Annotated in this window: 26 protein-coding genes and 1 pseudogene; 2 read left to right on the forward strand and 25 right to left on the reverse strand. The window is 45.6% G+C overall.

Annotated elements, in window-relative coordinates; translation table 11 throughout:
* Window positions 1-12 precede the first annotated feature (12 nt).
* Complete coding sequence (locus ISALK_RS09990) at window positions 13-579, reverse strand: TetR-like C-terminal domain-containing protein (RefSeq protein WP_160721846.1); 567 nt, start codon at window positions 577-579, stop codon at window positions 13-15.
* A gap of 182 nt (window positions 580-761) precedes the next feature.
* Here ISALK_RS09990 and ISALK_RS09995 point away from each other — a divergent pair, with 182 nt between their 5' ends.
* Together ISALK_RS09995 and ISALK_RS10000 are read left to right on the forward strand one after the other, a co-directional pair.
* Window positions 762-2,837, forward strand: a complete 2,076-nt coding sequence (locus tag ISALK_RS09995; protein WP_371723840.1) for an efflux RND transporter permease subunit — start codon at window positions 762-764, stop codon at window positions 2,835-2,837.
* Between the two features lie 2 nt (window positions 2,838-2,839).
* Window positions 2,840-4,756 carry a coiled-coil domain-containing protein gene (locus tag ISALK_RS10000; RefSeq protein ID WP_160721848.1) on the forward strand — a complete coding sequence of 639 codons (1,917 nt, stop codon included), beginning with the start codon at window positions 2,840-2,842 and terminating at the stop codon, window positions 4,754-4,756.
* 104 nt (window positions 4,757-4,860) lie between these two features.
* On the opposite strand, the gene ISALK_RS10005 is transcribed toward ISALK_RS10000, so the two are convergent.
* The 24 genes and pseudogenes from ISALK_RS10005 to ISALK_RS10110 form a co-directional block, all read right to left on the reverse strand.
* Window positions 4,861-6,387: an ABC transporter permease gene (locus ISALK_RS10005; RefSeq protein WP_245394420.1), complete on the reverse strand. Its 1,527-nt coding sequence runs from the start codon at window positions 6,385-6,387 to the stop codon at window positions 4,861-4,863.
* A gap of 110 nt (window positions 6,388-6,497) precedes the next feature.
* Complete coding sequence (locus ISALK_RS10010; protein ID WP_160721850.1) at window positions 6,498-7,382, reverse strand: ABC transporter ATP-binding protein; 885 nt, start codon at window positions 7,380-7,382, stop codon at window positions 6,498-6,500.
* A gap of 43 nt (window positions 7,383-7,425) precedes the next feature.
* Window positions 7,426-8,046, reverse strand: a complete 621-nt coding sequence (locus ISALK_RS10015; RefSeq protein ID WP_160721930.1) for a TetR/AcrR family transcriptional regulator — start codon at window positions 8,044-8,046, stop codon at window positions 7,426-7,428.
* 323 nt (window positions 8,047-8,369) lie between these two features.
* Window positions 8,370-8,642, reverse strand: a complete 273-nt coding sequence (locus tag ISALK_RS10020; protein WP_160721852.1) for a YkoF family thiamine/hydroxymethylpyrimidine-binding protein — start codon at window positions 8,640-8,642, stop codon at window positions 8,370-8,372.
* Window positions 8,615-9,292 carry a class I SAM-dependent methyltransferase gene (locus tag ISALK_RS10025; protein ID WP_160721854.1) on the reverse strand — a complete coding sequence of 226 codons (678 nt, stop codon included), beginning with the start codon at window positions 9,290-9,292 and terminating at the stop codon, window positions 8,615-8,617. Before ISALK_RS10025 ends, ISALK_RS10020 begins: the two co-directional genes overlap by 28 nt.
* Before the next feature lie 18 nt (window positions 9,293-9,310).
* On the reverse strand, window positions 9,311-9,700 hold the full coding sequence (locus ISALK_RS10030) for a carboxymuconolactone decarboxylase family protein (protein ID WP_160721856.1): 390 nt from the start codon (window positions 9,698-9,700) through the stop codon (window positions 9,311-9,313).
* A gap of 66 nt (window positions 9,701-9,766) precedes the next feature.
* Window positions 9,767-10,384 (reverse strand): class I SAM-dependent methyltransferase, encoded by a 618-nt coding sequence (locus tag ISALK_RS10035; protein ID WP_160721858.1) that lies wholly within the window; start codon window positions 10,382-10,384, stop codon window positions 9,767-9,769.
* Between the two features lie 80 nt (window positions 10,385-10,464).
* Complete coding sequence (locus ISALK_RS10040; RefSeq protein WP_160721860.1) at window positions 10,465-10,710, reverse strand: hypothetical protein; 246 nt, start codon at window positions 10,708-10,710, stop codon at window positions 10,465-10,467.
* A 174-nt stretch (window positions 10,711-10,884) separates the two neighbouring features.
* Window positions 10,885-11,121 carry a DUF2933 domain-containing protein gene (locus ISALK_RS10045; protein WP_160721862.1) on the reverse strand — a complete coding sequence of 79 codons (237 nt, stop codon included), beginning with the start codon at window positions 11,119-11,121 and terminating at the stop codon, window positions 10,885-10,887.
* Between the two features lie 114 nt (window positions 11,122-11,235).
* Window positions 11,236-11,472: an NAD(P)H-dependent oxidoreductase subunit E gene (locus ISALK_RS10050; protein WP_160721864.1), complete on the reverse strand. Its 237-nt coding sequence runs from the start codon at window positions 11,470-11,472 to the stop codon at window positions 11,236-11,238.
* Between the two features lie 129 nt (window positions 11,473-11,601).
* Window positions 11,602-13,716 (reverse strand): copper-translocating P-type ATPase, encoded by a 2,115-nt coding sequence (locus ISALK_RS10055; protein WP_160721866.1) that lies wholly within the window; start codon window positions 13,714-13,716, stop codon window positions 11,602-11,604.
* A gap of 51 nt (window positions 13,717-13,767) precedes the next feature.
* Entirely contained in the window at window positions 13,768-15,156 is a 1,389-nt protein-coding gene (locus ISALK_RS10060) for a sigma-54-dependent transcriptional regulator (protein ID WP_160721868.1), read from the reverse strand.
* Complete coding sequence (locus ISALK_RS10065) at window positions 15,149-16,723, reverse strand: two-component system sensor histidine kinase NtrB (RefSeq protein WP_160721870.1); 1,575 nt, start codon at window positions 16,721-16,723, stop codon at window positions 15,149-15,151. The genes ISALK_RS10060 and ISALK_RS10065 overlap by 8 nt, the downstream gene beginning before the upstream one ends.
* Window positions 16,724-16,851: 128 nt before the next feature.
* A complete protein-coding gene (locus ISALK_RS15370; RefSeq protein WP_306770730.1) occupies window positions 16,852-17,106 on the reverse strand; it encodes an SHOCT domain-containing protein in 255 nt (84 codons plus the stop codon).
* Window positions 17,107-17,276: 170 nt separating this feature from the next.
* Window positions 17,277-17,438 carry an LDCC motif putative metal-binding protein gene (locus tag ISALK_RS14940; RefSeq protein WP_201756895.1) on the reverse strand — a complete coding sequence of 54 codons (162 nt, stop codon included), beginning with the start codon at window positions 17,436-17,438 and terminating at the stop codon, window positions 17,277-17,279.
* A gap of 53 nt (window positions 17,439-17,491) precedes the next feature.
* Window positions 17,492-17,920 (reverse strand): SoxR reducing system RseC family protein, encoded by a 429-nt coding sequence (locus ISALK_RS10075; protein ID WP_160721872.1) that lies wholly within the window; start codon window positions 17,918-17,920, stop codon window positions 17,492-17,494.
* A gap of 277 nt (window positions 17,921-18,197) precedes the next feature.
* Window positions 18,198-19,040, reverse strand: coding sequence for a DUF305 domain-containing protein (locus tag ISALK_RS10080; protein ID WP_160721934.1), 843 nt, complete (start codon window positions 19,038-19,040; stop codon window positions 18,198-18,200).
* 175 nt (window positions 19,041-19,215) lie between these two features.
* Complete coding sequence (locus tag ISALK_RS10085; protein WP_160721874.1) at window positions 19,216-20,061, reverse strand: GNAT family N-acetyltransferase; 846 nt, start codon at window positions 20,059-20,061, stop codon at window positions 19,216-19,218.
* A 111-nt stretch (window positions 20,062-20,172) separates the two neighbouring features.
* A complete protein-coding gene (locus ISALK_RS10090) occupies window positions 20,173-20,940 on the reverse strand; it encodes an MBL fold metallo-hydrolase (protein WP_160721876.1) in 768 nt (255 codons plus the stop codon).
* 74 nt (window positions 20,941-21,014) lie between these two features.
* Window positions 21,015-21,938 (reverse strand): carbon-nitrogen hydrolase family protein, encoded by a 924-nt coding sequence (locus tag ISALK_RS10095; protein ID WP_160721878.1) that lies wholly within the window; start codon window positions 21,936-21,938, stop codon window positions 21,015-21,017.
* A gap of 646 nt (window positions 21,939-22,584) precedes the next feature.
* On the reverse strand, window positions 22,585-23,187 hold the full coding sequence (locus ISALK_RS10100) for a DUF3137 domain-containing protein (RefSeq protein ID WP_160721880.1): 603 nt from the start codon (window positions 23,185-23,187) through the stop codon (window positions 22,585-22,587).
* 111 nt (window positions 23,188-23,298) lie between these two features.
* On the reverse strand, window positions 23,299-23,979 hold the full coding sequence (locus ISALK_RS15605) for an ATP-binding cassette domain-containing protein (protein WP_442786248.1): 681 nt from the start codon (window positions 23,977-23,979) through the stop codon (window positions 23,299-23,301).
* 119 nt (window positions 23,980-24,098) lie between these two features.
* Window positions 24,099-24,761 (reverse strand): ATP-binding cassette domain-containing protein, encoded by a 663-nt coding sequence (locus ISALK_RS15610; protein WP_442786249.1) that lies wholly within the window; start codon window positions 24,759-24,761, stop codon window positions 24,099-24,101.
* Window positions 24,762-25,396: 635 nt separating this feature from the next.
* Window positions 25,397-25,834, reverse strand: a pseudogene (locus ISALK_RS10110) (DsrE/DsrF/TusD sulfur relay family protein).
* Window positions 25,835-25,893: the final 59 nt, after the last annotated feature.

Consider the following 25,893-nt stretch of genomic DNA (forward strand, 5'->3'; position numbering starts at 1 on the left):
CGGGAAACCCCTTCACTCCCCGGGCACCCCCGGGGTCATATTGATTACAATCTCCGCCATGAATTTCGGAGATTTTTTCATGTCATCGTTGAGCCATTTTTGAATCACCCCGATACATCCGGTAATGGTATAAGCGTAGACATATTCCGCATCCTCTTTGTTCAGAGCCAGACTTTGCTGCAGCTCATTGATGTATTTTCCGTAGACCAGGTTCAGCACCCGTTTTTGAAAATTCAAATCCCCCCGTTCACTCAAAAGCAGGCGACAGATCCGGGCATTTTCCATGGCATACTCAAAAATACCCTCCACCATCTCCACGGAGACCTCCTCCGTCTCATCATGAATATAGGGAGCCAGATAATGCTCCACATGATCGATCAGTTCATTTTGGATCTTTCCCATCAGGTCATATTGATCGTTATAATGGGCATAAAAGGTGGACCGGTTAATGTCCGCATCTTCGCAGAGCTCCTTGATGGTGATGGAGGCGATGTCCTTGGTTTCCAAAAGCTTGATAAAACTCTCCTTCAACAGCATTTTCGTCACCTTCACCCGCCGATTTTCCTTCCTTTCTTCCATGAAATTTCCTCCTCATTTTTTACATATATGATTATTTACCAACATATTCAATGGATTTGTGGGTTTGCTAGCAGACCGAAGCAATCTGATTATTGAATTTTAAGTCTATCCATATTATATTAATAAATAATAAGGAATGCAACACAGTGTTTAATTAACCAAAGACCTCGGGAGGAATCACCGTGCAACCCTTTTTTGAAACCAGCACCAAATACCGAAAACTGATCCTGATCACCTTCATTCTTATGGCTGGCCTCAGCGGCTTAATGATGACCGGTGTTGATGTGAATTACGATATGACCGATTATCTCCCCGGGGATACCCAGTCCACGGAAGCCATCACCGTGATGGAAGAAGAGTTTGCGGGAGACCTTCCCAATGCCAGGGTACTGCTGAATGAGGTTACCTTACTGGAGGCCCTGGAATACAAGGAGAGGATTCAAAACATCTCCGGCATCCGCTCCGTGGAGTGGCTCGATGACGTCTTTGGAGAGGATGTTCTCCTTACTACCCCCTTGGCGTTTTTTGACGCGTCCATAACCGATAATTACTTTCGGGACCAACGAGCTCTTTTGGAGCTCACCGTGGAAAGCGGACTGGAGTCCGAAGCCGTGGGGGAAATCCGGGAATTGATCGGTGAGGAGAACGCCGTGGCGGGACATGCGGTCAATACCGCCGAAAGCCAGGATATGGCTTTTACAGAAGTCTTCAATGCCTTAACCATTCTCCTTCCCGTGATTCTCATCATCCTGTTTATCGCTACAAGCTCCTGGGTGGAGCCCTTTTTATACTTTATTACCATCGGTATTGCGGTGCTGATTAATATGGGAACCAACCTCTTTATCGGTGAGATCTCCTTTGTTACCCAGACCGTCAGTCCCATTCTGCAGCTGGCAGTTTCCTTGGACTATGCTATTTTTCTAATGCACACCTTTAATGATCAAAAGAAGACCCATGAGGCGAAAACCGCCATGATCAACGCCTTACGAATTGTTCTTCCCACCATCGCCGCCAGTGCCGCCACCACCATCGTCGGTTTTTCCGCCCTGATGTTCATGCGTTTCGGCATCGGCTCGGATCTGGGCCTGAATCTGGTAAAGGGCATATCCCTTAGCTTTCTCTCGGTGATCTTTTTCCTGCCGGCCCTGACCCTGGTGGCCCATGGACTTATTGAAAAAACCAAGCATCGAAACTTCCTGCCGAAATTTCATAAGGTGGGCCGGGGTATGGTGCGGATTCGGATCTTCTTTCTTATTATCGCCCTGCTGGTTGTTATCCCCAGTTACTTTGCCCGGTCGGAAGTGGATTTTCTTTACGGTACCGGGGATATGGCGGAGGGAAGCCGGGCGGGGGATGATCTGGAAAGAATCAACCAGGACTTCGGAACCTCCAATCCCCTGGTGCTTATGATTCCAAAATCCCAGCCCGGGGAAGAAGTAACCTTCACCGATGAGCTGTCCGCCCTCCCCCATATTACCGGTGTGGTCTCCTATGTCACCTCCGTGGGCCCGGAAATCCCCCGGACCTTTGCTCCCCAAGAGGTGACGGACCAGTTTTATTCCGATACCTATTCCCGGATCATTCTTTATCTTGACCTGCCCGCCGAAGGGGATCGAACCTTTCAGGTGGTCAACCGTATCCTTGAGACCGCAGACAACGCCTTCGACACCTATTATCTCGCCGGGGAAAGCGCCTCCCTTCTGGATATGAAGGAGGTTATCGAAGCGGATACCCGGGTGGTGAATCTGATCGCCGTTGCCGGGATCTTTCTGGTAATTCTGGTGACCTTTAAGTCCCTGACCATCCCCTTGTTCCTGGTTTTGACCATCGAATCCGCCATTTGGATCAATCTTTCCTTTCCCTATTACACAGCAAGCCCCCTCAGCTACGTGGGGTATCTGATCATCAGTACCATTCAGCTGGGGGCAACGGTGGATTATGCCATTTTATTAACCCACAACTATCTTACGGACCGGAAAAGCCTCCCCAAAAAGGAAGCCATGGTCAAGACCCTGTCGGAAAACCTGGTGGCCATCCTCATCTCCGCCGGAATCCTTTCCTTTTCCGGCTTTATCCTGGGACTTACCTCAACGAACCCTATTATTTCAGAGTTGGGTATTCTTCTCGGGAGAGGCACCTTTTTATCCTTCTCCATGGTGGTGCTGGTGCTTCCCGCCCTCTTTCTGATGTTCGACAGAGTCATTGAAAAAACCACGCTGAAAAGCGACTTTTATAGAAACCGAAAAAAGGAGTTTTAGCCATGAAAAAATTTATCCCGATCCTCTTAATCGCTACCCTGTTCTTAACCACAGCCCTGGCTGTCCTGGGTCTCGGATCCCCTTCTTCAGAGGAGGAACCCGCCCCCGCCGGCACCGTGGCCAGGGGGGTCCGGGAAGATTCCCGGGAAAAAGACCTTGAGACCGATCCATCGGACCGCCCTTCGGAAAAAGAGGAAGTGGTCTATTCCATCCTGGATTTTCAGGGTAACCCCGAAGAAGTTTATGTGGTCAACAGCTTCACCGATGCCTCCATTATCGATTACGGCCGGTATTCCGAGATCAGCAATATGACCTCTTCCGAGGAAATTCAGGTGGAGGGGGACCGGATTACCATCCACACCGAAGAAGAGCGTTTTTTCTACCAGGGGACCCTGGAGGATCGGGAAATGCCCTGGAATATTTCCCTGTCCTATCACTTAGACGGGGAAGAGATTTCACCGGAGGCACTGGAGGGTGCCACGGGCCGGGTGGAAATTACCATTGATGTAACCCTCAATGATGGGGTTGACCCGGTTTTTTCTAACTATTATGTAATGCAGATCGCCCTGATGCTGGATACGGAAAAATTTACGGATATTCAGTCCCCCGACGGAGTCTTTGCCAGCGCCGGGAGAAACCGGGTGATCAATCATACCATCTTACCGGAAGAGGAAGCCAGGATTAGGGTGGATGCCGATGTCCGGGATTTCTCCATGAAAGAAATCGAGTTCAGCGCCCTGCCCTTTTCCATGGTGTTTGATGATCCCCTGGAGGAAGATCTTTTCGACGATTTCTACATCCTGACCGATGCCGTGGACGGCATCTACCAAGGGGTTAAGGGTCTGAACCGGGGGATTCACGATACTTTCCTCGGCGCCCGGGCCCTGAACGAGGGGAACCGGGAAATTGGCGAGGGATTGGAAGCCTTGAGCGAAAATTCCGATCCCCTGCTGGACGCCTCCCGACAGATCGGCGACGCTTTACAAACAATCTCCGGGGAGTTGACTGAAGGGGCGGAGATGATCCCGGATTTCGATGATCTGACCCCTTTTATCGAATCCCTTCAAATGATCCGGGAACTTTTGGATGATGGGGAATGGGAGGACAACCCCTGGGCCATGGATTTGGATGACCTGCAAGGGGAATTTCTTTCGGTGACGGAGACCATGGAGGAAGCCGTCGCCGCCCTTCCCGATGAAGAGGTGGACCTGGAGGCCCTTTATGAAGCCGTGGAGGGGGATGAAGAGCTGACGGAATCCCTGGACCGGCTGAATGACTATTATCAGTCCTCCAGGGATGTGAGCCACATCTTTGAAGAGGCCCGGTCCGGCTTTGAGGATATGGAAGAACAGCTGGAGGAGGCCTTTGCCTCCTATGAAGTCATTCTGGAGGAGCTTCCGGAGATGATCGATGAAATCCTGGAATTTGCCGAGGCCGGCGCCGGTTTTGAAGAGATCGATGCACTGGTCGACGGAATAAATGAACTCTCCCAAAACTATGAACAGTTCCATTCCGGACTGAGGAGCTATATGAACGGCCTCAGGGACCTCTCCGATGGCCACCGGGAAATCCAAAGGGGCTATGAGTCCCTGACCGACGGTCTGGGTGAGCTTAACAGCGGCGCCGATGAACTGGGGGCGGGAACAAAGGAATTCAGTGATGCCGTGGGCCTTCTTCCCGATACCATCCAGGAGGAGATCAATAAGCTGATGGCGGAGTTCGACTACTCGGATTTCGAGCCCCGCTCCTTCGTCTCTGAAAAAAACACCGAAGTTTCCCTGGTGCAGTTCGTCTTCAAAACTCCGGAAATCGGAGGAGAGGAAGAGGAAAATGACGTCCTTGAAGAACCGGAATCCTTAAGCTTCTGGCAACGGCTGCTGGATCTTTTCGGTCTTTATGACCGGGAATCTTCCCAGTAACCCTATTAAAGAGTGCCGGCTCTTCCCCGGATAATATGCCCAAAGAAAGGGACCTGTCTGTTCTTTATTTTCCAGACAGGTCCCTTTTAGTGCCTTCCCCGACTTTAGGCCCGTTCATCCAAATCCCTTCCCTTATAACCGATGTAGCCAATTCCCATAAAGGAAAGACTGATCAGGGTCAGAACCGTGAAGGTGATTAATTCGAAACTTTCCATGGGCATTCTGGGAATCCAGCTCTGGACCGCGGTATTTAAAAACCATTCCGGCAAGTCCAGGATCCCTTCAAAATAATTCAGAAAAAAGGAATAGATGAGATATACATACACAAGTTTTCCAAGTTTCGGTACCCAGCCTAATAGGAGGGCGGAAAATCCGATGAAAAAAAGGACCGAGGGCAGGAAGTTAAAGCCCGCAGCGAGAAAATCCATGATTTCCATGGTGTTGTTTTGATCCATCACCGTGATCGCCGTGATGCCGAGTCCTCCTGCGGCAACAAGGATTCCCAGGATTCCGGCGGCGGTGGCAAGGGCGATATTCGTCCAATAAAATCGAGCCCGAGTTACTTTGGTGGCATAGAGTTGACTTAGATATAGGCCGTTTTCCGAAGCATAGAGTTTGTTCACCATGGCAATGGGCAGGATGGAGACCAGAATAATCAGCACCATCATAATAGTACTTGTAAAGGATTCTTCCAGGCTTACTTCCGAATGCAAAAACATCTGAGAGATTAATTCGTTACTCTCGATAAAGGCCTGCATGTCTCCGTAAATCGACCCATAGGCCGCCCCCAACAGCACAAAAGCTACCAACCAGCTGATCACCAGCCCTTTATTAATTCGAAGGAGCAATCCCTGCGCCGAAAGCAGGGACTCCTTGGCCTTTCCCCGACCTTCCCGCCGGGGTAAATAGCCGGCCCCCATATCCCGGGATCCTTCCAAAGTATAGGCAATCAGGACTAAGGCCCCGGTAAAAAGAAAGGCATAGAGCAGGGGCATTCCGTTGTTTTCCGTAAAGGGGTTGGTCAAATAGGTCCACCCCAAGGGGTTTACCATGGATAAGTCAACATTCGAGACATCGGTCCCTGCACGAATTATATACATAAGACCCATCAATCCCAAGGAGGCTCCCTTTGCCCCCGCAGCGGTCGGCATGATCTGGGCTAGCAAAAGGGCAATAGCAATACCGATGATCCCCGCTGCCCCGACGGTTGCTGCAAATAAGAAGGAGCCTTCCGTCGTAATGGTATCTGCTCCGAAACTGACCATCACGCCCCCAATAAACAGAGCCAGTAAAATGTTTATAAAAACGGTTTCTACCGTTACGGCGAAGGAATTGGCCTGTCGACCGATTTGAAAAGAGCGTATCAGTTCCGTAAGACCGTCCTCTTCTTCCCCGCGGGTATGTCCTGCCACATGCAACATCGACACTGCCATGGCAATCAAACCGCAAAATAATACCATGGTATGAGCATACATGGCCCCCACCGTATATTCACTGCCTGTTTCTACCGGTGTAGGTCCTACCATCGCCGTCATTGCAGGATTTTGCATCACCTCATACATTCCCCGGGCGCCGTCTCCCTTTGCAATTTCCACAAAAGCAGGGACGTAGGCTGCAGAAAATAATCCCACGCCCAGAATCCAAAAATGATTTTTTTCCAATCCCGTTTGAGGTACTGAATAAAGAGTATCTCCCAACGGGCAATATTTTCCTTCAACATAATTTGGCCTCCTCTCTTTCCCTATTCCCCTTCATAGTGGCGCATAAATAAATCTTCCAGGGTTGGGGGCACCGCCTCAAATTTCTTTACCCCCAGTTTACTGGCCTCGGCCAGGATCCCGTCGAGAAATTCAGGGTCCGCGGAAAAGGTGGCTTGTCCCTCTTTTTGCACAAAATCATGGACCCCGTCTAAGGAGGCCATAGCAGCCACGTCCCCCTTTGTGCCCACGGTGATGGTGGACCGGGTTAAATGTCGGAGTTCATCCAGGGTACCGGATTCTACAATTTCCCCCTGGCGGATAATCACCACCTTATCCGCTAAACGTTCCACCTCACTTAGAATATGGGAGGAAAGTAATATGGATTTCCCGGCTTTTTTAATCTTTTCCACTTCCTCCTGAAAGATGGCTTCCATCAAGGGATCCAGCCCCGAGGTCGGCTCATCAAAGATGTAAAAATCCGAATCCACGGATAGCGCTGCAATCAAGCCCACTTTTTGACGATTTCCCTTGGAATAGCTTTTGGCTTTTTTCTTCGGGTCCAGTTCAAAACGCTCGATTAAATAATCCCGCTTTTCCTGATCGCCCCCTCCATGGAGTTTGATAAACAGGTCAATAATTTCACCGCCGGTGAGTCCTCCCCACAGGGCCACTTCTCCGGGGACATAGGAAATTCGTTTATGAATTTCAAAACTGTCCTTCCAGGCGTCCTTCCCGAATATTTTTACCTCGCCGGCATCGGCCTTGATAATTCCAAGTAATATACGAACCGTGGTGGATTTCCCCGCACCATTAGGCCCGATAAATCCCACCACTTCTCCGGCCTTTACCATGAAGCTCACATCCTGTAATGCTTGAATTCTTCCGAAGGCTTTCTTTAACCCTTCTACTCTTGCAATTTCTGTCATGTCATACACCTCTTTCTTTAATTTTTTTACCGGCCCCTGATTCTTATTTATAATAGCATTTTTTCAACATTTCCCCATACGCCTTCCATTCTTGTAGGAAGGTCTCCCCAAATTTGTGGATATTCTCAAAGCCGCCCAGCTGTCTAATCGATTTCTCGGAAAACCCAAGCATCGTCCAGTTTATGACCTCCACCGCTTTTTCAATGTCGATATCCTCCCGGAATTTAGAATAATCAATGTTTTGATAGATTTTTGAGATCCCCTGTTTATAAATGTACTCCGTCTTCTCTATAATAATCTCTTTAACCTCCGGGGAACCTTCCTCTCTGGTAGAGGTGAGAAAATCAAAAACGTAAGGATACTTTTGCTGGGTGTATAATTTAAGGAGGCCCACATTTTCGATGCGCTTAAAAAGATCCTGTTCTGTTAAATCAATTTTCTCATAAAACCCCTCAATCACTTGAAGGCTATAATCGATTAAATAGACATACAGATCCCTTTTTGTATTGAAATAATTAAACAGAGCTCCCTTCGAAATTTTAGCGTTCTTTGCAATTTCAATAGTGGAGGCTTTCTCAAACCCGTATTGACGAAACTCCTCCATGGCACTGCTTAATATTTGCTTTTTCTTTTCTTCTTTTAGTTTATGGAAATTCGAGTACATGGTTTTCACCTCTTTTCCATCCTGTTTTTCTTATTTCATTCTTTATATCCTTTGTATCATTCTTTTTGTTCTTTGTATCATTCCTTTTATTCTTTGTATCATTCTTTTTGTTCTTTCTAATGCTTTTCCCTATTTTTCATAATTTTTTGACCATTTTGGTCAATTTCAGAATATCATTTTTGACCACATTGGTCAATCGATTCCCCCCGGGAATTTTCCCTAGTTCTACCAACTTTTGATACAAAAAAAAGAGGGGATATCCCCCTCAAATTAAGCTCAACCGAATCTCCACACGACGACTATAGCATTTTCTCCCGATAACTTTATGGATCACAGCCGCAGATATTGGATAGCATCACACTGATGGTAAAATTACAGTTTTCTTCATCCATGGTATGGTAAATCTCTTGTAGCAGCCCAAAGATCTCTTTTGAGCTTCCCTGGATCGTCGTGGAGAGTATGCCGATCTCCACGGTTACCGGATAGGATTTGATGATTTCCAGCACTTTATCGATATCCTCCAGATAGTTCTTTGCATCAATGGGAAAATAGGTTATTTCACAGGAGGTCAACGGGGCTTTTGGTACAGGGTGCATATAAATCCTCCCCTTTCTTTTTGGGACAGGGCTTGTTCCCTTTCCATGGTAAATTCTTCTTCATCGGAATCCGGAGGAACAAACAGACACTCTTTCGAATCCATCAGATGATCCTGATCCAGCTCTTCCATTTCCTCCTTGGTTTTAAAATCCGCATATTGAAAGACCGTATTTTCCTGAAACTCCTTTGATAAATATAAACGTCCCCAGCTGCTGTTTTTATTGATGGTACCGATCAGCATCTGCCCTCCGGGCTTTAACACCCGATACATTTCGCCGTAAGCCCTATTCGGATCCTTAATAAATTCAAAGGCCGCCATGGAGAAAACCGCGTCAAACTCATTGTCGGGAAAGTCTAAATGATACACATCCATATTATGAAAAGCAATAGCCAGTTCCTCTTTTTTCGCCTTATCCTTGGCTATTTTTAGCATTTCCTCGGAAAGATCAATCCCTACCACATCACACCCCATTTTGGCGAGCTTGATGCTGAAATTCCCGGTGCCGCAGCCCACATCCAATACCTTCATGCCCTTTTTCGGCTTCAACATACGAAATGCCAGTTTGGTTTCCACTTCATCAACAAATTGTCCCATGGTACTTTCGTACCACTGATCGTATTCCTTGGATTCCCGGTCAAAAACCGCCATGATAGGCCTCCTTTATCTTTATTTTTCCGCCTCCGGTGACTTTTCTTCCGGAGGGTTGAATTTGCTTTCCATATATTTGATCAAGGGAACTATTTGCACCAGGGTGGGCGCCCCCTTCATCCATACCTGTTGTTTAAGTACCTCCAGGATTTCCTCTTTATTTGCCCCATTCTTAATGGCCTTACCCATTTCCAGCTTGGCCCTGGTTTCATTTTCATCAAATACAGCCGTGGCCAGGGCGATTAAATACCGGTATTTTAGAGGAATTGCACCCTCTCCCCATATTTCGTGATGATACTCACTTATAATCTTTTGAAAGTCTTCCCCGAAATTTTTGGCTACCATAATACCGGGAGGCACAAATCCTATTTCCTCTTTGAATTCTTCCTCTAACTTTTTCTTATCCATTGAAAACACTCCTTGTAATTGGTATGATTCTTTCCCTTCGATCTAGGGCTATAAAAATCCTCTCTTTTATTTTTCATTTCGAATGAGGATTTTCTTTACGATGTCCCCTGCCAGATTTTTCACTTCAACATTATGAAAGCCTGCTTTTTGAATATTTTCTACGGTGCGTCGGTTAATGTTTGCTCCGTATAGGTTAACGGTGAGAGGATTAAACAAGTCCATCAGCGGACCGATGATTTTTTTCTCACTGCGAACATGTTCAAGCATGATAATCTTACCCTCCGGTTTGCAGACCCTTTTAATTTCTTTCAGCCCTTTTATCGGATCCGGAACGGAACAAAAAACACAGGTGGTAAACACCACATCAAAGGTGTCATCTTCAAAGCTCATATTTTGGGCATCCATGTGAAGGAGCTCCACATTTTTCTGATGTTTCTTTGCCTTTGCTCGTGCTTTGGCAAGCATCTTTTCACTGAAATCAATGGCGGTTATGTCAGCACTTTCCGGGTAATAGGGAATGTTCTTACCGGTGCCTACCCCAATTTCCAATACTTTGCCTTTTAGGGCTTCCGTCATTTCCCGTCTCCACTGCTTCAGGGCCATCAGTTCCATGGGCTGCTCCAGCGCATCATAAATTTTTGAAATTCGATCATATCTTTTTCGGATTTTTTCCGTATCCTTCATGGTAATCGCTCCCCGTTTCCTTTGAAAGTACCTGTTTGATATGTTTATACCCGATTAGGCCGAAAATAATACACTGGGAATCACAGAAAATATATTACTGCTGCGATGCCTACCGATAGTGCCAGCATCAGCAGGAAATTCGAACCACTCTTTAAGTGTTCGCTCCCCGGCTCCCTTCCTTCTTCAGTGCCTCGATTGTTTGTCTGTTCCTTCTGATTTCCATGATTTTGCGGTGGGTGATTAAATCCGCCGCCGCAGCATCCGCCTCTACTGATCATAAAGAAAATCAGTCCTGCGGTAAATATTACTACAACAAAGTCACCCATTCTTTTCCCCTCCTTAAATGCAGACTGCGTAATCCGCATTAATCCATTTAACTTCAAACTTTCCGTTACAACCCACTGCGCATCTTTAGATACCGCAACACCATGATTCCCCATCGCCAGCAAGGATGTATAGAAATTCTTCTTCGTGGTTGTAAAAAAAACAAGAGTTTACCCCTACTGCCGGTTTTGCTCTACGGCTTCCTCTCCATGATGCCCCTCCCCTTTTTTATCTTTAAACATAAATACCATCATCCCGATATGCATAATCGGACAGATCAGAAAAATAGCATAGGGAGCCATTCTTCCCAGGGGACCTAACTCCACCCCGAACCTTGGCAATAAGAAAATCGCCGCTATAGGGATTAAACAAAGCACCATCATCCATCCGTGACCTTTACCTTTATGATTCATTTTATACTCCTCCTTTGAATATTGTCTCCTCTCCGGTTATACATTTCTTTTATGAAACCTTAGCAAATGCCACAGTTGTTGTAGTATATGCTACACACCCGATTTTACTCCGGGTTACCCTTGCTTAAGAACCTCTGAGACAATCCCTTCAACCTCATTTGGGTGAACTTCCGTGTATACTTTGCCGTTCACACGAACAACCGGTCCTTGGCATGAACCCAGGCATCCGGTTTTTTCAACATTCAGCGTCATTGACTTTTCCTTCAGCGCCTCTTCGAAATCTTTAAAACCCTGTATCACTTCCTCCATTTCCTCTCCTGCACAGTGCTCACATATTTCTACTTTCATCATAGTAACCCTCCTAATTTTTTGGTTATTTCCATTCCACTATTAGTAGAGCAACTTCCGTGCCAAAAAAACTCCGGAGCGTATCATACACTCCGGAGTTTCTTATATTCTTCTTTTTTATGTCCTTTTTTTCTAGTTGATCCTTAACAGCCGTGCATTAATGGCAACAATTACGGTACTAAGGGACATCAGTCCCGCACCCACCGCCGGGCTGATGATGATTCCCTGATTATATAGGATTCCCGCTGCAAGGGGGATGGCAACAATATTGTACCCCGTTGCCCAGGCCAGGTTCTGAAGCATTTTTCGGTAGGTTGCCCGGGAGAGTTTCAGGATATTGACCACGTCTAAGGGGTTGCTTTTGACCAGAATCACATCCGCCGTTTCAATGGCTACGTCCGTCCCGGCACCGATGGCAATCCCTAAATTCGCCTTGGCAAGGGCCGGGGCATCGTTGACCCCGTCACCGGTCATGGCAACGGTTTTTCCCTCTTGATGAAGGGCTTCGACCTTTGCTGCCTTTTCCCCGGGCAGGACCTCGGCAAAAATCGTATCGATCCCGATTTCCCGTCCTACATGATCCGCTACCCGCTGATTGTCCCCGGTAAGCATAATGGATTCCACACCCATACTTTTAAGTTTTGTCACCGCTTCTTTTGCGGATTCCCGGATAATGTCGGATAGGGCAATAAAGCCCAGCAGCTTCTTCTCTTCCAGGACGAACACCACGGTTTTCCCTTCCTTAGCCATTTTCTCATACTGTTCATCCTCAAAGGAAATGTTTTCCCCCCGCATAAATCCGGGGCTGACCACTTTGATATTTCGTCCGTCCACTTTCGCTTCCAGCCCTTTTCCCGTAATATTTCGGTAGTCCGCAACTTCCATTCGTTTCACATTTTCTTCCTTACCCTTATTTACAATCCCCTTGGCAATGGGATGTTCCGAGTTCAGCTCAACGGAGTAAGCAATGGACAGCAGTTCCTCTTTAGATGTTCCAACTTCCTGAATGTCCGTCACGCCAAACTGTCCTTCCGTCAGGGTTCCGGTTTTGTCAAAGACGATGGCGTTGATTTTTCGTGCATTTTCAAAAGCTCCCCGGTCTCTTACCAACAGACCCTTCTTTGCTCCGATACTTGTGGATACCGCCGTAACCAATGGCGTTGCAAGGCCCAGGGCATGGGGACAGGAAATAATCACCACGGTAACCGCCCGGACAATGGCAAACTCCACGTCTCCGCCGATCACCATCCACAGGGTAAAAGTGACAACCCCTGCGGTCACGGCAATGTAAAACAACCATTTGGCCGCAATATCCGCCAGTCGCTGGGATCTGGATTTGGATTCCTGAGCTTCTTTCACCATCTTGATTACCTGGGAAAGAAAGGTCTCATCCCCCACGCGGCTTACGGTAAACTTTAAGACGCCGTCGCCGTTAATGGATCCCCCTACAATTTCATCGCCTTCTCCCTTATCCACGGGAACCGATTCTCCCGTGATCATGGATTCATCAACGGAAGAGCTCCCCTCAAAGACCGCTCCGTCAATCGGTACCTTTTCACTGGGTTTGACCAGCACCCTGTCTCCGGCTTTTAAACGGTTTAGCGGCACCTCTTCCGTATCCCCGTTGTCTCCAATCCGATGGGCGGTCTCCGGCATTAACTTTACCAGTTCATTTAAGGCGTTGGATGCCCCCATGATGGATTTCATTTCAATCCAGTGGCCCAGAAGCATGATGACGATCAGGGTGGCCAGTTCCCAGAAAAATTCGTCTCCGGGAAGTACAAATACGGTCAGCGAGCTGTATACGTAAGCCACGGTGATGGCTAGAGCGATGAGCATCATCATCGCCGGTGATTTTTTCTTAAACTCCTCTACCGCCCCGGTTAGAAAGGGTTTTCCTCCGTAGAAAAACAGCAGAGTGGACAGAATAAATAGCAGATAGGAATCCCCGGCAAACCGAAGGTCTACCCCCATGAACATCTGAATCATCGGTGATAGGATAAGAATTGGAATCATCAGGATAAAGGAAACAAAAAATCGCTTCTTGAAGTCTGCAACCATCATGGCGTGATGGTCGTGATGGTCTCCGTGCTCATCCTTACTGCCATGGTTTTCATGATTTTCATGATTTTCATGGTCTTCATGGTTTTCATGGTTTTCATGGGCTCCATGTCCATTGTCCCTTTCGTTGCTTTTCTCCTCAACTGAGCTATGCTCTTTGGCATGATCCTTGTTTTCTTCTTTCATACATATAACTCCCCTTTCCTTTTCTTAGCCTTTTTTCCAACGATCCATCTCTTATTTTTTCAGATCATATTTTTCCATCCGGTACAGCAAGGTATGGCGGCTGATGCCCAGGAGCTTCGCTGCCCGGGTCTGATTGTACTCCGTACGTTCTAAGGCCTGGAGGATCAAGTCCTTCTCTAGGGCATCCAGATTGATCCCGTCCTCGGGCAGTTGAAAGCTTGTTTCCCCGGGACGGTGAGAGTCAGAGGTTGCCGACGGCCCATAGGAGATCAGTCCCTGGGGGAGGTCCTTCTTCTTAATCACCGGAGTGCTGCTGATAATCAGGGTCCGCTCCACAATGTTTTCCAACTCCCGGATATTACCGGGCCAATCATAATCCATTAACGCCTCTAGGGCTTCGTCGGAGATTTTTACGTCTTTTTTCCCAAGCTCCTGTTGATACTTCTGTAAAAAGTGTTCCGCCAGTAGTGGAATATCTTCTTTTCGCTCCCGGAGGGCGGGAAGTTCGATGGGAAATACATTTAATCGATAATACAAGTCCTCGCGAAATTCCTGGGTTTTTACTTTTTCATGGAGATTTTGGTTCGTGGCCGTAATAATTCGAGTATCCACGGTGTAGGTTTCCGATCCTCCCACGGGTTCCACTTCCCGTTCCTGCAAAACCCGAAGGATTTTCACCTGCATAGGGAGACTCAGCTCTCCGATTTCATCCAAAAAAATCGTCCCTCCCTCGGCCCGTTGAAACTTTCCTATTTTTCGTTTCACTGCTCCGGTAAAGGCGCCTTTTTCGTGACCGAAGAGTTCGCTTTCCAACAGATTTTCCGGAATTGCTCCGCAGTTTACCTTAATATAGGGACCCTGGCTCCGGCCACTATTTCGGTGGATGGTATCCGCAATGATTTCCTTTCCGGTACCGCTTCCCCCGAGGATCAGTACCGTAGCATCGGTTTTTGCCACCTGATTGACCATTTTGTATACGTTGTTCATTTTCTCACTTTTTCCGATAATAGGCTTTCCCTGTTTCAGCTCCAGGGCTTCCTCCAGATAGTTCAGCTTATCTTGTAACCCTTTGTATTCCAGCGCTTTTCGAAGGATTATCCGAAGTTCCTCCACATCAAAGGGCTTGGAGATATAATCCAGGGCTCCAAGCTTCATGGCCTCCACCGCGGACTCTGCCGTGCCGTGGGCGGTTATCATTACCACAGGGACTTCCTTTTCCATTTCTTTTTCCAGGGCCTTCATCTTTTCCAGAGCCGTAAGACCGTCGATTTTCGGCATTTTTAAATCCAGCAGCACCATATCCGGCTGTTCTTTTTCAAAAACCGCCACGCCCTCTTTACCATCAGCGGCCTCCAGAAATTCATAGGGTTGATTTTTAAAGGCCCGTTTAATGGCCCAGCGCATGTTTTTCTCATCATCCACAATCAGTATTTTATGCATGGCGTCCTCCCTCCTTGGAAATGTAGGGCAGCTCGATTATGACTTCGGTGCCTTTTTTCCCTTCGCTCTTGATTTCCAAACTTCCCTGATGCTCCTCGATGATCCGGTGGGTAATGGAAAGACCCAGACCGCTTCCCCGGTCCTTTGTGGTGAAAAAAGGATCATATATCTTTTTTATATTATCCGGGTCAATGCCGATCCCTTGATCTTGAATGATCAGTCGGATTTTCTTTCCATTCGGAAGCTCCTCCGCCTTTGGCTCTGTCAACTGTATACGTACTGTCCCGGTTTCTAGTCTTTCTGCCGCTTCCATTTCTTCTTTTGTTTCCGCCTTCTTCCTATCTGCTTCTTCCGTATCTGTCTCCTGCATAACCGTTTCTTGCCTTTCCGCCTCTCTTATCTTCCGCTCTTCCATCGCCTGAATGCCGTTTAGCACCAGATTTAACAGCCCCTGCTTTAGTTTGTCCGGATCCCCTTCAATCATATAGTCTTCCTCTGTGGGCTCTAAAATCAAACGAAACCCGTTTTGCTCCGCCAGTTTTCCGGTCATCAGCTCCAACTCCCGTAAGAGTCTTTGAAAAGAGATTTCCTCCCTTTTCAACTTACCCGGCTTGGCAAAGTCCAACAGGCCCTCCACGACCTTATTGGCCCGGTGAATTTCCTGTTCAATGATCTCTAAGCTTTCCTTAATGTCCTCATCGGTATTTTCCTCTTGGATGGATTGACTGATGGTTTTGATAATGCCTAAGGGATTTCGAATTTCATGGGCCACACCGGAGGATAGTTCTCCCACAGCGGCCAGCCGCTCTCCCCGACGTACCTGCTCTTCCAGTTCTCTAAGTATGGTTACGTCCTCGATCATAAGAACGGCCCCTTCAATTCGATCCGACACACCCCGCACCGGAAAAATGGTGGTCTTTAGAAAAAGCATGGGACCCGTCTTCGTTTTGTAAGCGGTTTCCGACCCGGAATAGGTTCTCCCGGTCTCAAGCGCCTGCTGCAGCTTCTTTTTAATTTGATTCTTTCGAATAAAGCGGTGTGCGTTTTCCGGGGAATGAAATATTCGTTGGGCTTCCTTGTTCATGGACTGTAAATTTCCCTCTTCCCCAAAAGCCACCACCCCGGTATCAATACTGTTTAGAAGATTCCGAGTGTATTTTTCCAAATTTCCCACTTTGATTATCTGATCCTCCAGACCTCGACGGGCTTTGTAATCCTCCTCTACCAGATAGCCGGTGATAAGACCCAACACTACAAACATAACCGCCTCCAGTAATTGATTGACCAGCTCCATGTTCAACTCTCCGAAATAAACCAGTAAATGAGGAGCATAAAGAATCACCGTAAGGACCGAGACCACTAGCGCACCCCGAAGACGAAATTTAAAAGCCGCGATGATGATCGGAAAATAATACAGCCTTCTGAAAAAATCATGTAGCTGCCAGTCTCTGGACTCCGTGAAATAATGAAAAGTCGTGATCAGCATTAACAATAGAATAATAAGTCCGAAGGCCCGTTTATTCGGAATCATCTGTAGCTTTTGCGCGGTTCTTGTTTTTTTCTTCATTAACTTATCACCTCAATTTCCCTTTTACTGTGGCATATCATACACTTTATATACCCCGGATATTCTACGCAACACACCCTAAAAATTAAGACCCAGCGGAATCCCGCTGAGCCTCAATAGCACATTTTTTACTTGTTTTGCAGCAGTCTTTTCTTGCTCTGATATTCCTCTTCATCAATTTCACCCTTGGCAAATCGTTCATTTAAGATTTCCAGTGCCCCTTCTTCCGAATTTCTCTCCCGGTAAGCTCCTGATCCGTTCTCACTGCCGGACTTGTTATTCTTCGAATCCATAAACAGATAAACCGCCACGATCACTATAATAATAAATATGAACATCATGATCCAATAGCCTCCCATCATTCCATGTTGATTCCAATACATTGCTATCACCTCTTTTTATTTTTTTCTTGCCCTGTGGCTGTGGGAAACCCCACACAAACTGTAGTATTTCCCACAGTTTTTCTTATTCTCTGCCTGTCGCAATTCGGTATCCCTTCACCTAATCTCCATCAGTTACACTATTTCATTACGTGCCCACAAATAGGATTGAATCAATGTTTTGCACTGTTATGGCTGGATTTATCTTGCTTGGCATTTTTGTTGTTTCCATTGGACCCTTGGTTCAGGTCACAACAGTCCATTTTTTTCTTGCCGAAATTCTGCTTATTGGCATCTTCAATAGACTTCAACATGTTTTTGAAAAAGTTTTTCAAAGGACGCACCTCCTTTTTTTAGACACTTTACGGTGATTCTTCATTCAATCTCTTCATTTAATAATTTTCGAAATCACGATTTCTACTTTTTCTCTGTTTTTTCGGCTGCGGTCCCAAAGACGAATGCCGAGAAAGGACAGTCCTAAAAAGATCAGCCCTGTAGCGATCCCCACCGCCTCTTGATTGCTTCCGTCTCCCATATTTCCACCGGCCCATATTCCCAGTAACACACCGATGAAAGTGCTTAACAGAGGTAAAAGATACATAATGATTGCGGCATTCAGTACTTTTTTTGTTTGCAGTTCAATCTTCACCCGCTGTCCTGCTTTCGCTTCCGGCAGATTTATAGCCTCCACATACTTTTTAGTGGGTATGCAGCCCCCTTTGCAGGAAGCACAGCTTTCACCGCAGGCACTGGTTCGTTGAATTTCCACAATCGCTTCACTGCCTTCTATTTTTTTTACGATCCCTATATTCTCCATGAATTTCCCTCCTGCTATTATATAGTTGCAATTCCCGTGCCAACTTTTATTGATTCTTATCCCTTACTCCAAATCCGGGACCCTTACTTTTGATTCTTCACTGTAAACCAAAAAGGAATGCACTAACAAAAACTAAGCCATGAAATGTACGTGATTTAAGCATTTCAAAAGTTGATGTTAAAAGCTTGTTTTGTTTTATTAAATAAAGAACAACACAGAAGATTTACTGTGCTGTTCTTTATTTGTACAAAGGTAATCCGATGCAGTACTTGCTTTTTTATTCATCTAGATATTTGCGCTTCTTTTGGTACTCTTCTTCCGAGATCTCCCCTTTAGCTAATCGCGTATCCAGTATCTCTTTTGCCGATGGACTAGTGGAAGACTGGGACTTATTAGGGGTCTTTGTTTTATTCAACATAAGAATCACAATCAGAACAATGCCGATTAAAATAATTCCGCCCCATATAAGTACGCTCGGCCACGGAGTCCTTCTCATCATTCCTCCGGAATCATGGCCCCAGGTCATCCAGGAAGAGTCATCATCCGAGGCCATCATTGAAGACTCACCATACCAGCTTGACAGCCATTCCTCCATTTGATGAATTTCATCCCGCTGACTGTTTCTGATGTCCCGGGCTAAAACCGCTACCTCTTCATGCTCCGCAAGTCCTCTCATTAATAATTGCTGCGACATCATCACCGCTTCCATATGATGAGGAATCATATCCTCTAAAAATGCCCGATCCAATTCCTCTCCGGTTAGGTTTTCATAATCTCCCATCATCGGTTCATAATCAACTGCATGTACTTCATCCGGATACCAGTCGTTAAGAAAGCCTTGCATCCGTTCAATTTCTTCCCTTTGGGTTTGAATGATTTCTTCTGCAAAATCCCGCATTTCTCCCCGCTCTGTATTGTCTCTTAGAATTTGTGCATTATCCACAGCCTCTTGATGATGGGGGATCATATGCACCAGAAATTCATATTCATTATCTACAAAAACTTGGCTGGACCGCATCATCCCCGGCCCTCTCTGTCTCGGACCCATTCCGCTGCTTACCACTATGCTTGCCAGCAAAATCAATACAAAAATTACTTTCCAGTTCTTTCTTTTTTTCATTGCACACGCCTCCAGTCAATCCACTACTTGTAACTCCTTTAATATATACCCGATTTCCAAGGATTTATCGAAAGTTGTCCCTATAATCGATCTGTAATATCAGCTGATCATTTTGAACCAAGAAGTAATCAAGGAAAGGACCAAGAAAAAAACGTCCACTCATGGGACGCTTCTTTTACGGTACTATGGACTTCAGGGCAAACTCCGAGACAAACACTTCCCGAAAGCCCAAATGATCATAGAGATTTCGGGCCTTGTTGCCCACCACACACCAAAGATAGATTTCCTTATTGCCTCTATTGTAAAGCTCATTGCATAAATACCGGGTAAACTTCATTCCAATCCCTTGTCCCTGGAGATCCGTACGCACCGAGATGCTTTCAATTTCATTGCCTTCCAGACGACCATAGCCTGCGATTTCTCCATTCAGCTCATAAATGTATCGATTCCCAGCGTCCTGCTTCCATGCACTGCAGATCCCTTCACTGGGCTTACCTACGGCGGAATCGGGAAAATCCCCTACCCTTAAACGCATTTCATGGAAGGCTTTGGCGGATAAGGTAAAGGCCTCCTCAAAATCTTCATCCCGGTAAGGCCTTACCGGTACCTGTTCAATGGTGAATTTCCCATCACTACGCTTTAAATAGGCACTGGAAAACAGTCGTTCATAGCCGTGCTTTTTTGCAAAGCCCTTGGAGTTTTCATGGTTCATGGAATAGGTGGTCATAATCTTTTTCGTTTCCTCTTGATGTAATACCTCTTCTGCATATTGTAAAATCCTACTACCAAGGCCTCTGTTACGATGATTAAGGGGAACGTAAACGATGACAAAGGAGGTGTCCTTTTCCGGCTCAATTTGCACCAGGCCCAGAATTTCCTTCTTTCCATAGACAACCCTTACTTTCCCTGATTCCAGTTCCAATACACTTCGAAGATAATCCCTTTGTTCCGGATCCTTCCCAATCATTTCCATTACGCTTTCCTGCTGATTTTTCGTATATTTTTCATACTGCAGTTCCATTTGTCACAATCCTTCCTTTCAATGCTTAGTATACAATTAGTTCCAATTACAAAAGCACTCAATATAAAAGGGCTCGTCTCCTTTGGGCTCCCGATTGAAGATTTTCTTAAATTATTTTTCCCCTTCTTTTGCTGAGGTTTCCGCCCCCGCCGCTTTTGAGGCTCGCTCCAGCTCTCCGAAAAATTCCTCCATTTCCTTTTGATCAAGGATGGATTCGTGGGATACGATATAATAGGCCACATCCAGAGATCTTATTGCTTCAATCAGCATGAACAGCTTTTCCCGGTCATAACCGAACTTCCCGTTTTTCCGCGATCCATAAATGGAATCCCCAAGGAAAAGCACCTTCCTTTCCGGTACATAGATCAGTGTTGTATCCTCCGTATGAGGTCCGTCCATCTCCAGCATTACGGATGTGATGTTCCCAAGGTCAAAGGTAAGTTTCCCTTCGAAAATTATATCCATGGGGGCTACCCTGAAATCCTTTCTTTCCTCTTCCTTCATTTCTCCTTTAATGGCATTGATTACAAAATCATTGAATACCCCGTCCTTTTTCTGCTTTTCCAGAGAGGCATCATCCCATTTCCAGTTCCCCATGTCCTTCAGCCGGCTTTGGGTTTTTCGACTCCCCACACTGGGAATATTCATCTTTTCCATTCCCACGATATGATCCCAGTGGTGGTGAGTAATCCCCAGGTATTTTATCGGTCCCTTTGTTACTTTTTCAGCTGCTTGTAAAAACTCTCCGGCATGTTTCGGCGAATTTCCGCTGTCCACAACCATACTTCCTTTTTCTCCAACAATCAGTCCTAAGGAGGGCCGATCGGTTTTTCGTTCATGCTCTAATAAGTAAATCCTCTCGGTGATCTTTTTTAGCATTTCATTTCCTCCTCAAAATTGATTCTGATAGGCAGAGTTGTAACCTTGCCATCCTATCCTGTTAGTAATCAAAATTATTTTTCCCTAATTTTAAAATCAAAAATTTCCGGTCGATTATAATGGCCCACGGGGTCCCAATCGAACTTCGATTGCACAACCTGTTCTAAATCCAGTTCTGCGGTAATAATGCCCGGTTTGTCAAATAAGGGCTCCGCAAGATATTCTCCGTAGGGACTGATAATACAGCTCCCGCCTCTACACATTACCTCCGGCTGATCCTTGAGATCCTCATAATAGTTAAGATCCGTGGGATACATGGATTTTTCCACATACTGATTGCTCATGATTACAAAGCACCGACCTTCAAAGGCAATATGTCTGAGGGTTGCCTGGTAAGTTTCTCTTTGATCCGCCGTTGGAACGATATATAGATTGACGCCTTTTAAATACATGGCCATTCTCGCCAAGGGCATATAGTTTTCCCAGCAAATCAGGGAGCCCATCTTGCCGTAGGGGGTATCCACAACGGTTAAAGTAGAGCCGTCGTCCTCTCCCCAAATGACCCGCTCTGCCCCGGTGGGTTTTAATTTTCGGTGTCTTCCGAGATACCCTTCCGGTCCGAAGAATAAGTTTGAACAGTGAAGGGTTCCGTCCAGGCCTTCGCCGTTTTTCTCCGTAACTCCGATGGATAAGTAAACATCCAGCTCCTTGGTCAGTTCCCCTAAACGATCCACCTCGGGTCCCGGCACTGCCACGGCGTTATCATGGTAGCGCTGATAATCCTGTCGGCCTTTTTCCGTACGGTTTCCCACCACCATGCCGAAGGTTAGTCCCCTGGGATAGCAGGGAATGAAACTCTCGGGAAACACAATCAGTTTTGCCCCGGTGGCTGCGGCCTCCCTGGTCAGTTCAATGGTCTTTTTCATGGTTTTTTGCAGATCAAAAATAATCGGCGCGTCCTGGACTACGGCAACCTTCAGTTTCTTTTCCAATATCATCAGCTCACTTTCTTGAAATGCTTTTCTGGAAATTCACCTTAATCTCTACATTCATTATTAATTAATTCGACAAAGAAATCTGTAACTCCTCTATTTTTTCAAAAATCAACTCTTGGTGCCTCCCTGCAGATTCTTAATTTCATAATCAGCGGCAGTGATATTTTATCCGAGCATTTTTGTTAATACCTTTTTCAGTACTTCCTGATTGATTTCCTTCAAATGATCATGACTCCATTTTAGATATCCCCTATAAGTAGCGCCCTATTCTATATTTTTATAAATTTATAGAATAGTAGCTCTTTATGATTGATAGGCTCTCTTTAATATAGATAGGCTCCCTTCATTATAAAATATATCGAGAATCTAAATAACCGTCCCCAGGATGTCTCCATCTACTCCTTAAGGGAAATAAGTCCTCAGTCTTAAGGCGGAGGCTAGGTAGCAGACGTAGACCTGACACGAAGCATGGTTTTATAACTTAAACATCCCTACCACGCATTACTCCGCGTACTAGGGATGTTATATTACAATGAAATTGATTCCTATTTTACCATGAACGTTAGCTTTTGTTTTACAAGCTGAGTTGACCCACCCGGAGGACTGTGATTCTCTCATAGGGTGGCAAACAAAACGTCCCCTTGGCTTTTTACTTATAGGTCACTTGAGGATCGATATTTTCGATGGCGTCCATTTCAGACATTTTTTTCAACACTTCTCCAAAGAGATAAAACAGGGCCACCAATCGCTTTTCGTCCTTAATCACCCCATAATCCTCAAAATACAATTGCTTGACTCCTTCAGGGAATTTCGTGCCCATGAAACCGTCGTCCTCCTTGACTTCCAGCCGGATCCTATCCTGGCCTTCGATGATTTTTTGAATGCTCTCATGGGTAAAGAGGGTTTTCATTTTAGCCTCATCATTCCCCTGAATAATGAAGTTTTCGTCGAGAGAAGGGATTCCGATTTCAACATCCTGGCTACCCAGAAGTTTTCCAATATTGCTGAAAATCCCCTTTTGGTAAATTTTAAACCTAAAATCATCCTTGGCACTATAAGGGGCTCGGATGCGGGTATAGGTGGCTGCACTTTTCCCTGTGGATACGGTATAGGTATCCAGGGTAATCGTCCAGTTATGGAGATTCCCTATCATCTTATCGGGCTTGAAAAGTCCCCCTTCAACCAGTTGGAAGCCCATTTCCTCCACCACTTTATGCCATGCTTCTTTACGATTTTTTCCGAATAATCCCATTGGACCACTCCTCTTTTCCTTATTGTTTTATAATATTATTGTAACATATTATGTTTTGCAACGCCTGCAAATGCCATGTATTCCCCCTTGGTTCTCTTTATATATGATCCCTTATTTGATCCGAATATTTTTTTTGTTTTTTATCTCATAAATTACATCCGCCACATTTTCCACCAGCCTTCTATCATGACTGATAAAAATCAGGGTGCCTTGAAATCCCTTTATCAGACTTTCCAAAGCTTCTAATCCCGGTAGATCCAGATAATTGCTCGGTTCATCCAGCAAAAGGATATTATATTTTCCAAGCAGTACCTTTAATAACATCAGCTTTATTATTTCCCCGCCGCTGAGGACTCTGAGGTTTTTTCTTAGATCCACCGCAGTAAATCCCATTGACGATAAGGCTCCCCGGATTTCCGAAACATTATAATCACAATCCGCCTGCATATGGTTGATCAGGTTCTGATTCCCGTCATATTTATAGCTTCCCTGGGTGAAGTATCCTATTTTAGCCTTGGGAGATATTTCAAACCCCTCTTCCCGGTTCATGATCATTTCCATTAAGGTGGTTTTTCCCGCACCATTGCCTCCTACAAAGGCCACTCTTCCTCCAAGGGGGATGGTAAAGGAGGCCTTTTCAAACAAGACTTTTTCCCCGAAGCTCTTGTTGATCTCTGTGGCAATAATGGGAAAGGGGTTATGGAGCCTTAGTCCCTCACTCTCCTTAAACCGAAGGGAATGCTCCTGCTCAGGGGCTTGAACCTTTTCCAGGGCCTGGATTTTTTGTTCCATGGATTTTGCCGCTTTTTGCAGTTTTTTCTGTTTGCTTCCCACAGGCTTTTGGTGACTGAGTCGGCCCCCGTCCTTGGAACGGTTTTTCTTAGCACGGCCCTTGGTCTTTTGATTAATCTTTAAAGCCTGCTTCGTTTTTCCTCAGCGATTTCTTCTAATCTGCCGCACTCCGCCCTATATTCTTCGTATTTTGCCGTCTGATTCTTACGTTCCTCTTCCTTTTGTTGAAGATAATTAGAATAGTTGCCCCAGTACTCCGTAATTTTTCCATCTTCCAGCTCCCAAATCTTATGCACCACTTCATCCAGGAAATACCGGTCATGACTGATCACCAATAAGGCTCCGAGGAAATATGTTAACTGTCCGATTAAAAAATCCATACCTTCCCGGTCTAAATGGCTGGTCGGTTCATCGGCAAAAATCCCGTGTGCTTGATTGGAAAGGGCCTGGGCAATTTTCATTCTGGTTTCTTCCCCGCCGCTCATCCTCCGGGTATCAATTTTATCAACTCCAAGCTTACCCATAAGAGCAAAATCCTTTGTTTCCTCCAAAACCCCTTCCTCGAGCTGAGGGATGTAGGCAAATTCTCCAAGACGGTTGACCTCCCCTGCTTCGGGGTTCATCTCACCTATCAGCACTTTTAATAATGTACTCTTTCCTGCACCGTTTGCTCCTACTAAACCAATACGATCATACTCATATATTTCCACTTCCTCAATGTCCAGTACCTCTCGTCCAAGATATTCCACTTGGATATTTTTTCCCTTTACTCTTAGTTCCATTTTTATTCCTCCTGTCAAAAACCGATTTTTATGTTCTCTTTCTTTCGGGTTTTTGCAACAAAAAATCACAGGGAGACTACCTGTGAGGGAGTAAAGGATATGATCCGGCAACTGCTTTCGACGGATTCTTATATCTTGGCATTACATCATTTAAAAAACAGTTGGATCATGGATTCATCCAATTTAAGCCGCAAAAAAAGAGGGCAGATTTGTCCCTCCTCTTTAACGTTAGATGTTTTTTTATTCCTTATCGTTAATAAGGCTCTCTTAAAAATAGGCAGAACAATCCCGGTTACTCTACACAGGTAGATTCTTTAAGCAATATGAAATTCGTTGCAAAAAGAAGGAAACCGTAATCTGAATAGTCCACACATTTTTAATCAACCCTCCGATCATCATAAGATTTTTCAACCATACCCTTTTTAGGCTATGGTCACAAGGTCTCAGCCTTTGAAAAATCAATAGCATTAGCATTCGACTGATCCCATTGCTAGTATTAGTATAACTACTATTATTAATGGAGTGAACCTTCTAAAGGCCGATTGCTCCTCCGCCTTTAGACGGATGTTTTCCTATCCCACCAATTTAATGCCGATCCCTTTCTTATTCTAGATCATGAAATTCAAAAAGGTCATCTAAAATACCATTACCTGATCCGCATTCTCCGTGAGTTCCGCCAACTCTGCCATTGAGCTTTTCTCCGCTTTTTTAACCATCATCTCCATGCTCAGTCCACGAGCATCCATGCAGGAACCTCAGAGTTTCACCTTTCCCTTTTTCACCAAAATCCCTTTTAGCATGCGTTCAATGTTATAGTACCCCTCCGGGGTTTTTTGATTGGCAATGCCGTTGTTCACAGCATCCCCCACCATAGAAATTACCACTTCATTTTCTTTTGATCGACCCTGCAGTGCCATTGCCAGGCGTAGGGCGTTATAACTTCTTTCATTTCCGTAGGGTCCGTCGTTTAGAATGAACAAAAACTTCATTAAAACTTCCTCCTTTTTAATATTATTCATACGTTTCAAGCTTCCCTTTATTATAAAATACCCAAAAATTCTTATTAGGCCCATTTTAAAATATTCTTTTTCTTCGCCCCCCCCCCCGGTATTCCTTCCAATTTATGGTTTTA

The organism is Isachenkonia alkalipeptolytica, from assembly GCF_009910325.1.
Classification (GTDB): Bacteria; Bacillota; Clostridia; order Peptostreptococcales; family T1SED10-28; genus Isachenkonia; species Isachenkonia alkalipeptolytica.

What these genes read in the sequence shown, in the direction of transcription:
- ISALK_RS09990 (WP_160721846.1), bottom strand. Translation starts at nt 579, where the DNA reads ATGGAAGAAAGGAAGGAAAATCGGCGGGTGAAGGTGACGAAAATGCTG.
- ISALK_RS10015 (WP_160721930.1), bottom strand. Translation starts at nt 8,046, where the DNA reads ATGTACTCGAATTTCCATAAACTAAAAGAAGAAAAGAAAAAGCAAATA.
- ISALK_RS10040 (WP_160721860.1), bottom strand. Translation starts at nt 10,710, where the DNA reads ATGGGTGACTTTGTTGTAGTAATATTTACCGCAGGACTGATTTTCTTT.
- ISALK_RS15610 (WP_442786249.1), bottom strand. Translation starts at nt 24,761, where the DNA reads ATGGAACTAAGAGTAAAGGGAAAAAATATCCAAGTGGAATATCTTGGA.
- ISALK_RS10080 (WP_160721934.1), bottom strand. Translation starts at nt 19,040, where the DNA reads ATGAAAAAAAGAAAGAACTGGAAAGTAATTTTTGTATTGATTTTGCTG.
- ISALK_RS10090 (WP_160721876.1), bottom strand. Translation starts at nt 20,940, where the DNA reads ATGCTAAAAAAGATCACCGAGAGGATTTACTTATTAGAGCATGAACGA.
- ISALK_RS10085 (WP_160721874.1), bottom strand. Translation starts at nt 20,061, where the DNA reads ATGGAACTGCAGTATGAAAAATATACGAAAAATCAGCAGGAAAGCGTA.
- ISALK_RS10100 (WP_160721880.1), bottom strand. Translation starts at nt 23,187, where the DNA reads ATGGGATTATTCGGAAAAAATCGTAAAGAAGCATGGCATAAAGTGGTG.
- ISALK_RS15370 (WP_306770730.1), bottom strand. Translation starts at nt 17,106, where the DNA reads ATGTATTGGAATCAACATGGAATGATGGGAGGCTATTGGATCATGATG.
- ISALK_RS15605 (WP_442786248.1), bottom strand. Translation starts at nt 23,979, where the DNA reads ATGGAACAAAAAATCCAGGCCCTGGAAAAGGTTCAAGCCCCTGAGCAG.
- ISALK_RS10045 (WP_160721862.1), bottom strand. Translation starts at nt 11,121, where the DNA reads ATGAATCATAAAGGTAAAGGTCACGGATGGATGATGGTGCTTTGTTTA.
- ISALK_RS10030 (WP_160721856.1), bottom strand. Translation starts at nt 9,700, where the DNA reads ATGGATAAGAAAAAGTTAGAGGAAGAATTCAAAGAGGAAATAGGATTT.
- ISALK_RS10025 (WP_160721854.1), bottom strand. Translation starts at nt 9,292, where the DNA reads ATGGCGGTTTTTGACCGGGAATCCAAGGAATACGATCAGTGGTACGAA.
- ISALK_RS10000 (WP_160721848.1), top strand. Translation starts at nt 2,840, where the DNA reads ATGAAAAAATTTATCCCGATCCTCTTAATCGCTACCCTGTTCTTAACC.
- ISALK_RS10020 (WP_160721852.1), bottom strand. Translation starts at nt 8,642, where the DNA reads ATGCACCCTGTACCAAAAGCCCCGTTGACCTCCTGTGAAATAACCTAT.
- ISALK_RS10075 (WP_160721872.1), bottom strand. Translation starts at nt 17,920, where the DNA reads ATGGAGAATATAGGGATCGTAAAAAAAATAGAAGGCAGTGAAGCGATT.
- ISALK_RS10035 (WP_160721858.1), bottom strand. Translation starts at nt 10,384, where the DNA reads ATGAAGGATACGGAAAAAATCCGAAAAAGATATGATCGAATTTCAAAA.
- ISALK_RS10010 (WP_160721850.1), bottom strand. Translation starts at nt 7,382, where the DNA reads ATGACAGAAATTGCAAGAGTAGAAGGGTTAAAGAAAGCCTTCGGAAGA.
- ISALK_RS10055 (WP_160721866.1), bottom strand. Translation starts at nt 13,716, where the DNA reads ATGAAAGAAGAAAACAAGGATCATGCCAAAGAGCATAGCTCAGTTGAG.
- ISALK_RS10095 (WP_160721878.1), bottom strand. Translation starts at nt 21,938, where the DNA reads ATGATATTGGAAAAGAAACTGAAGGTTGCCGTAGTCCAGGACGCGCCG.
- ISALK_RS10050 (WP_160721864.1), bottom strand. Translation starts at nt 11,472, where the DNA reads ATGATGAAAGTAGAAATATGTGAGCACTGTGCAGGAGAGGAAATGGAG.
- ISALK_RS10060 (WP_160721868.1), bottom strand. Translation starts at nt 15,156, where the DNA reads ATGCATAAAATACTGATTGTGGATGATGAGAAAAACATGCGCTGGGCC.
- ISALK_RS10065 (WP_160721870.1), bottom strand. Translation starts at nt 16,723, where the DNA reads ATGAAGAAAAAAACAAGAACCGCGCAAAAGCTACAGATGATTCCGAAT.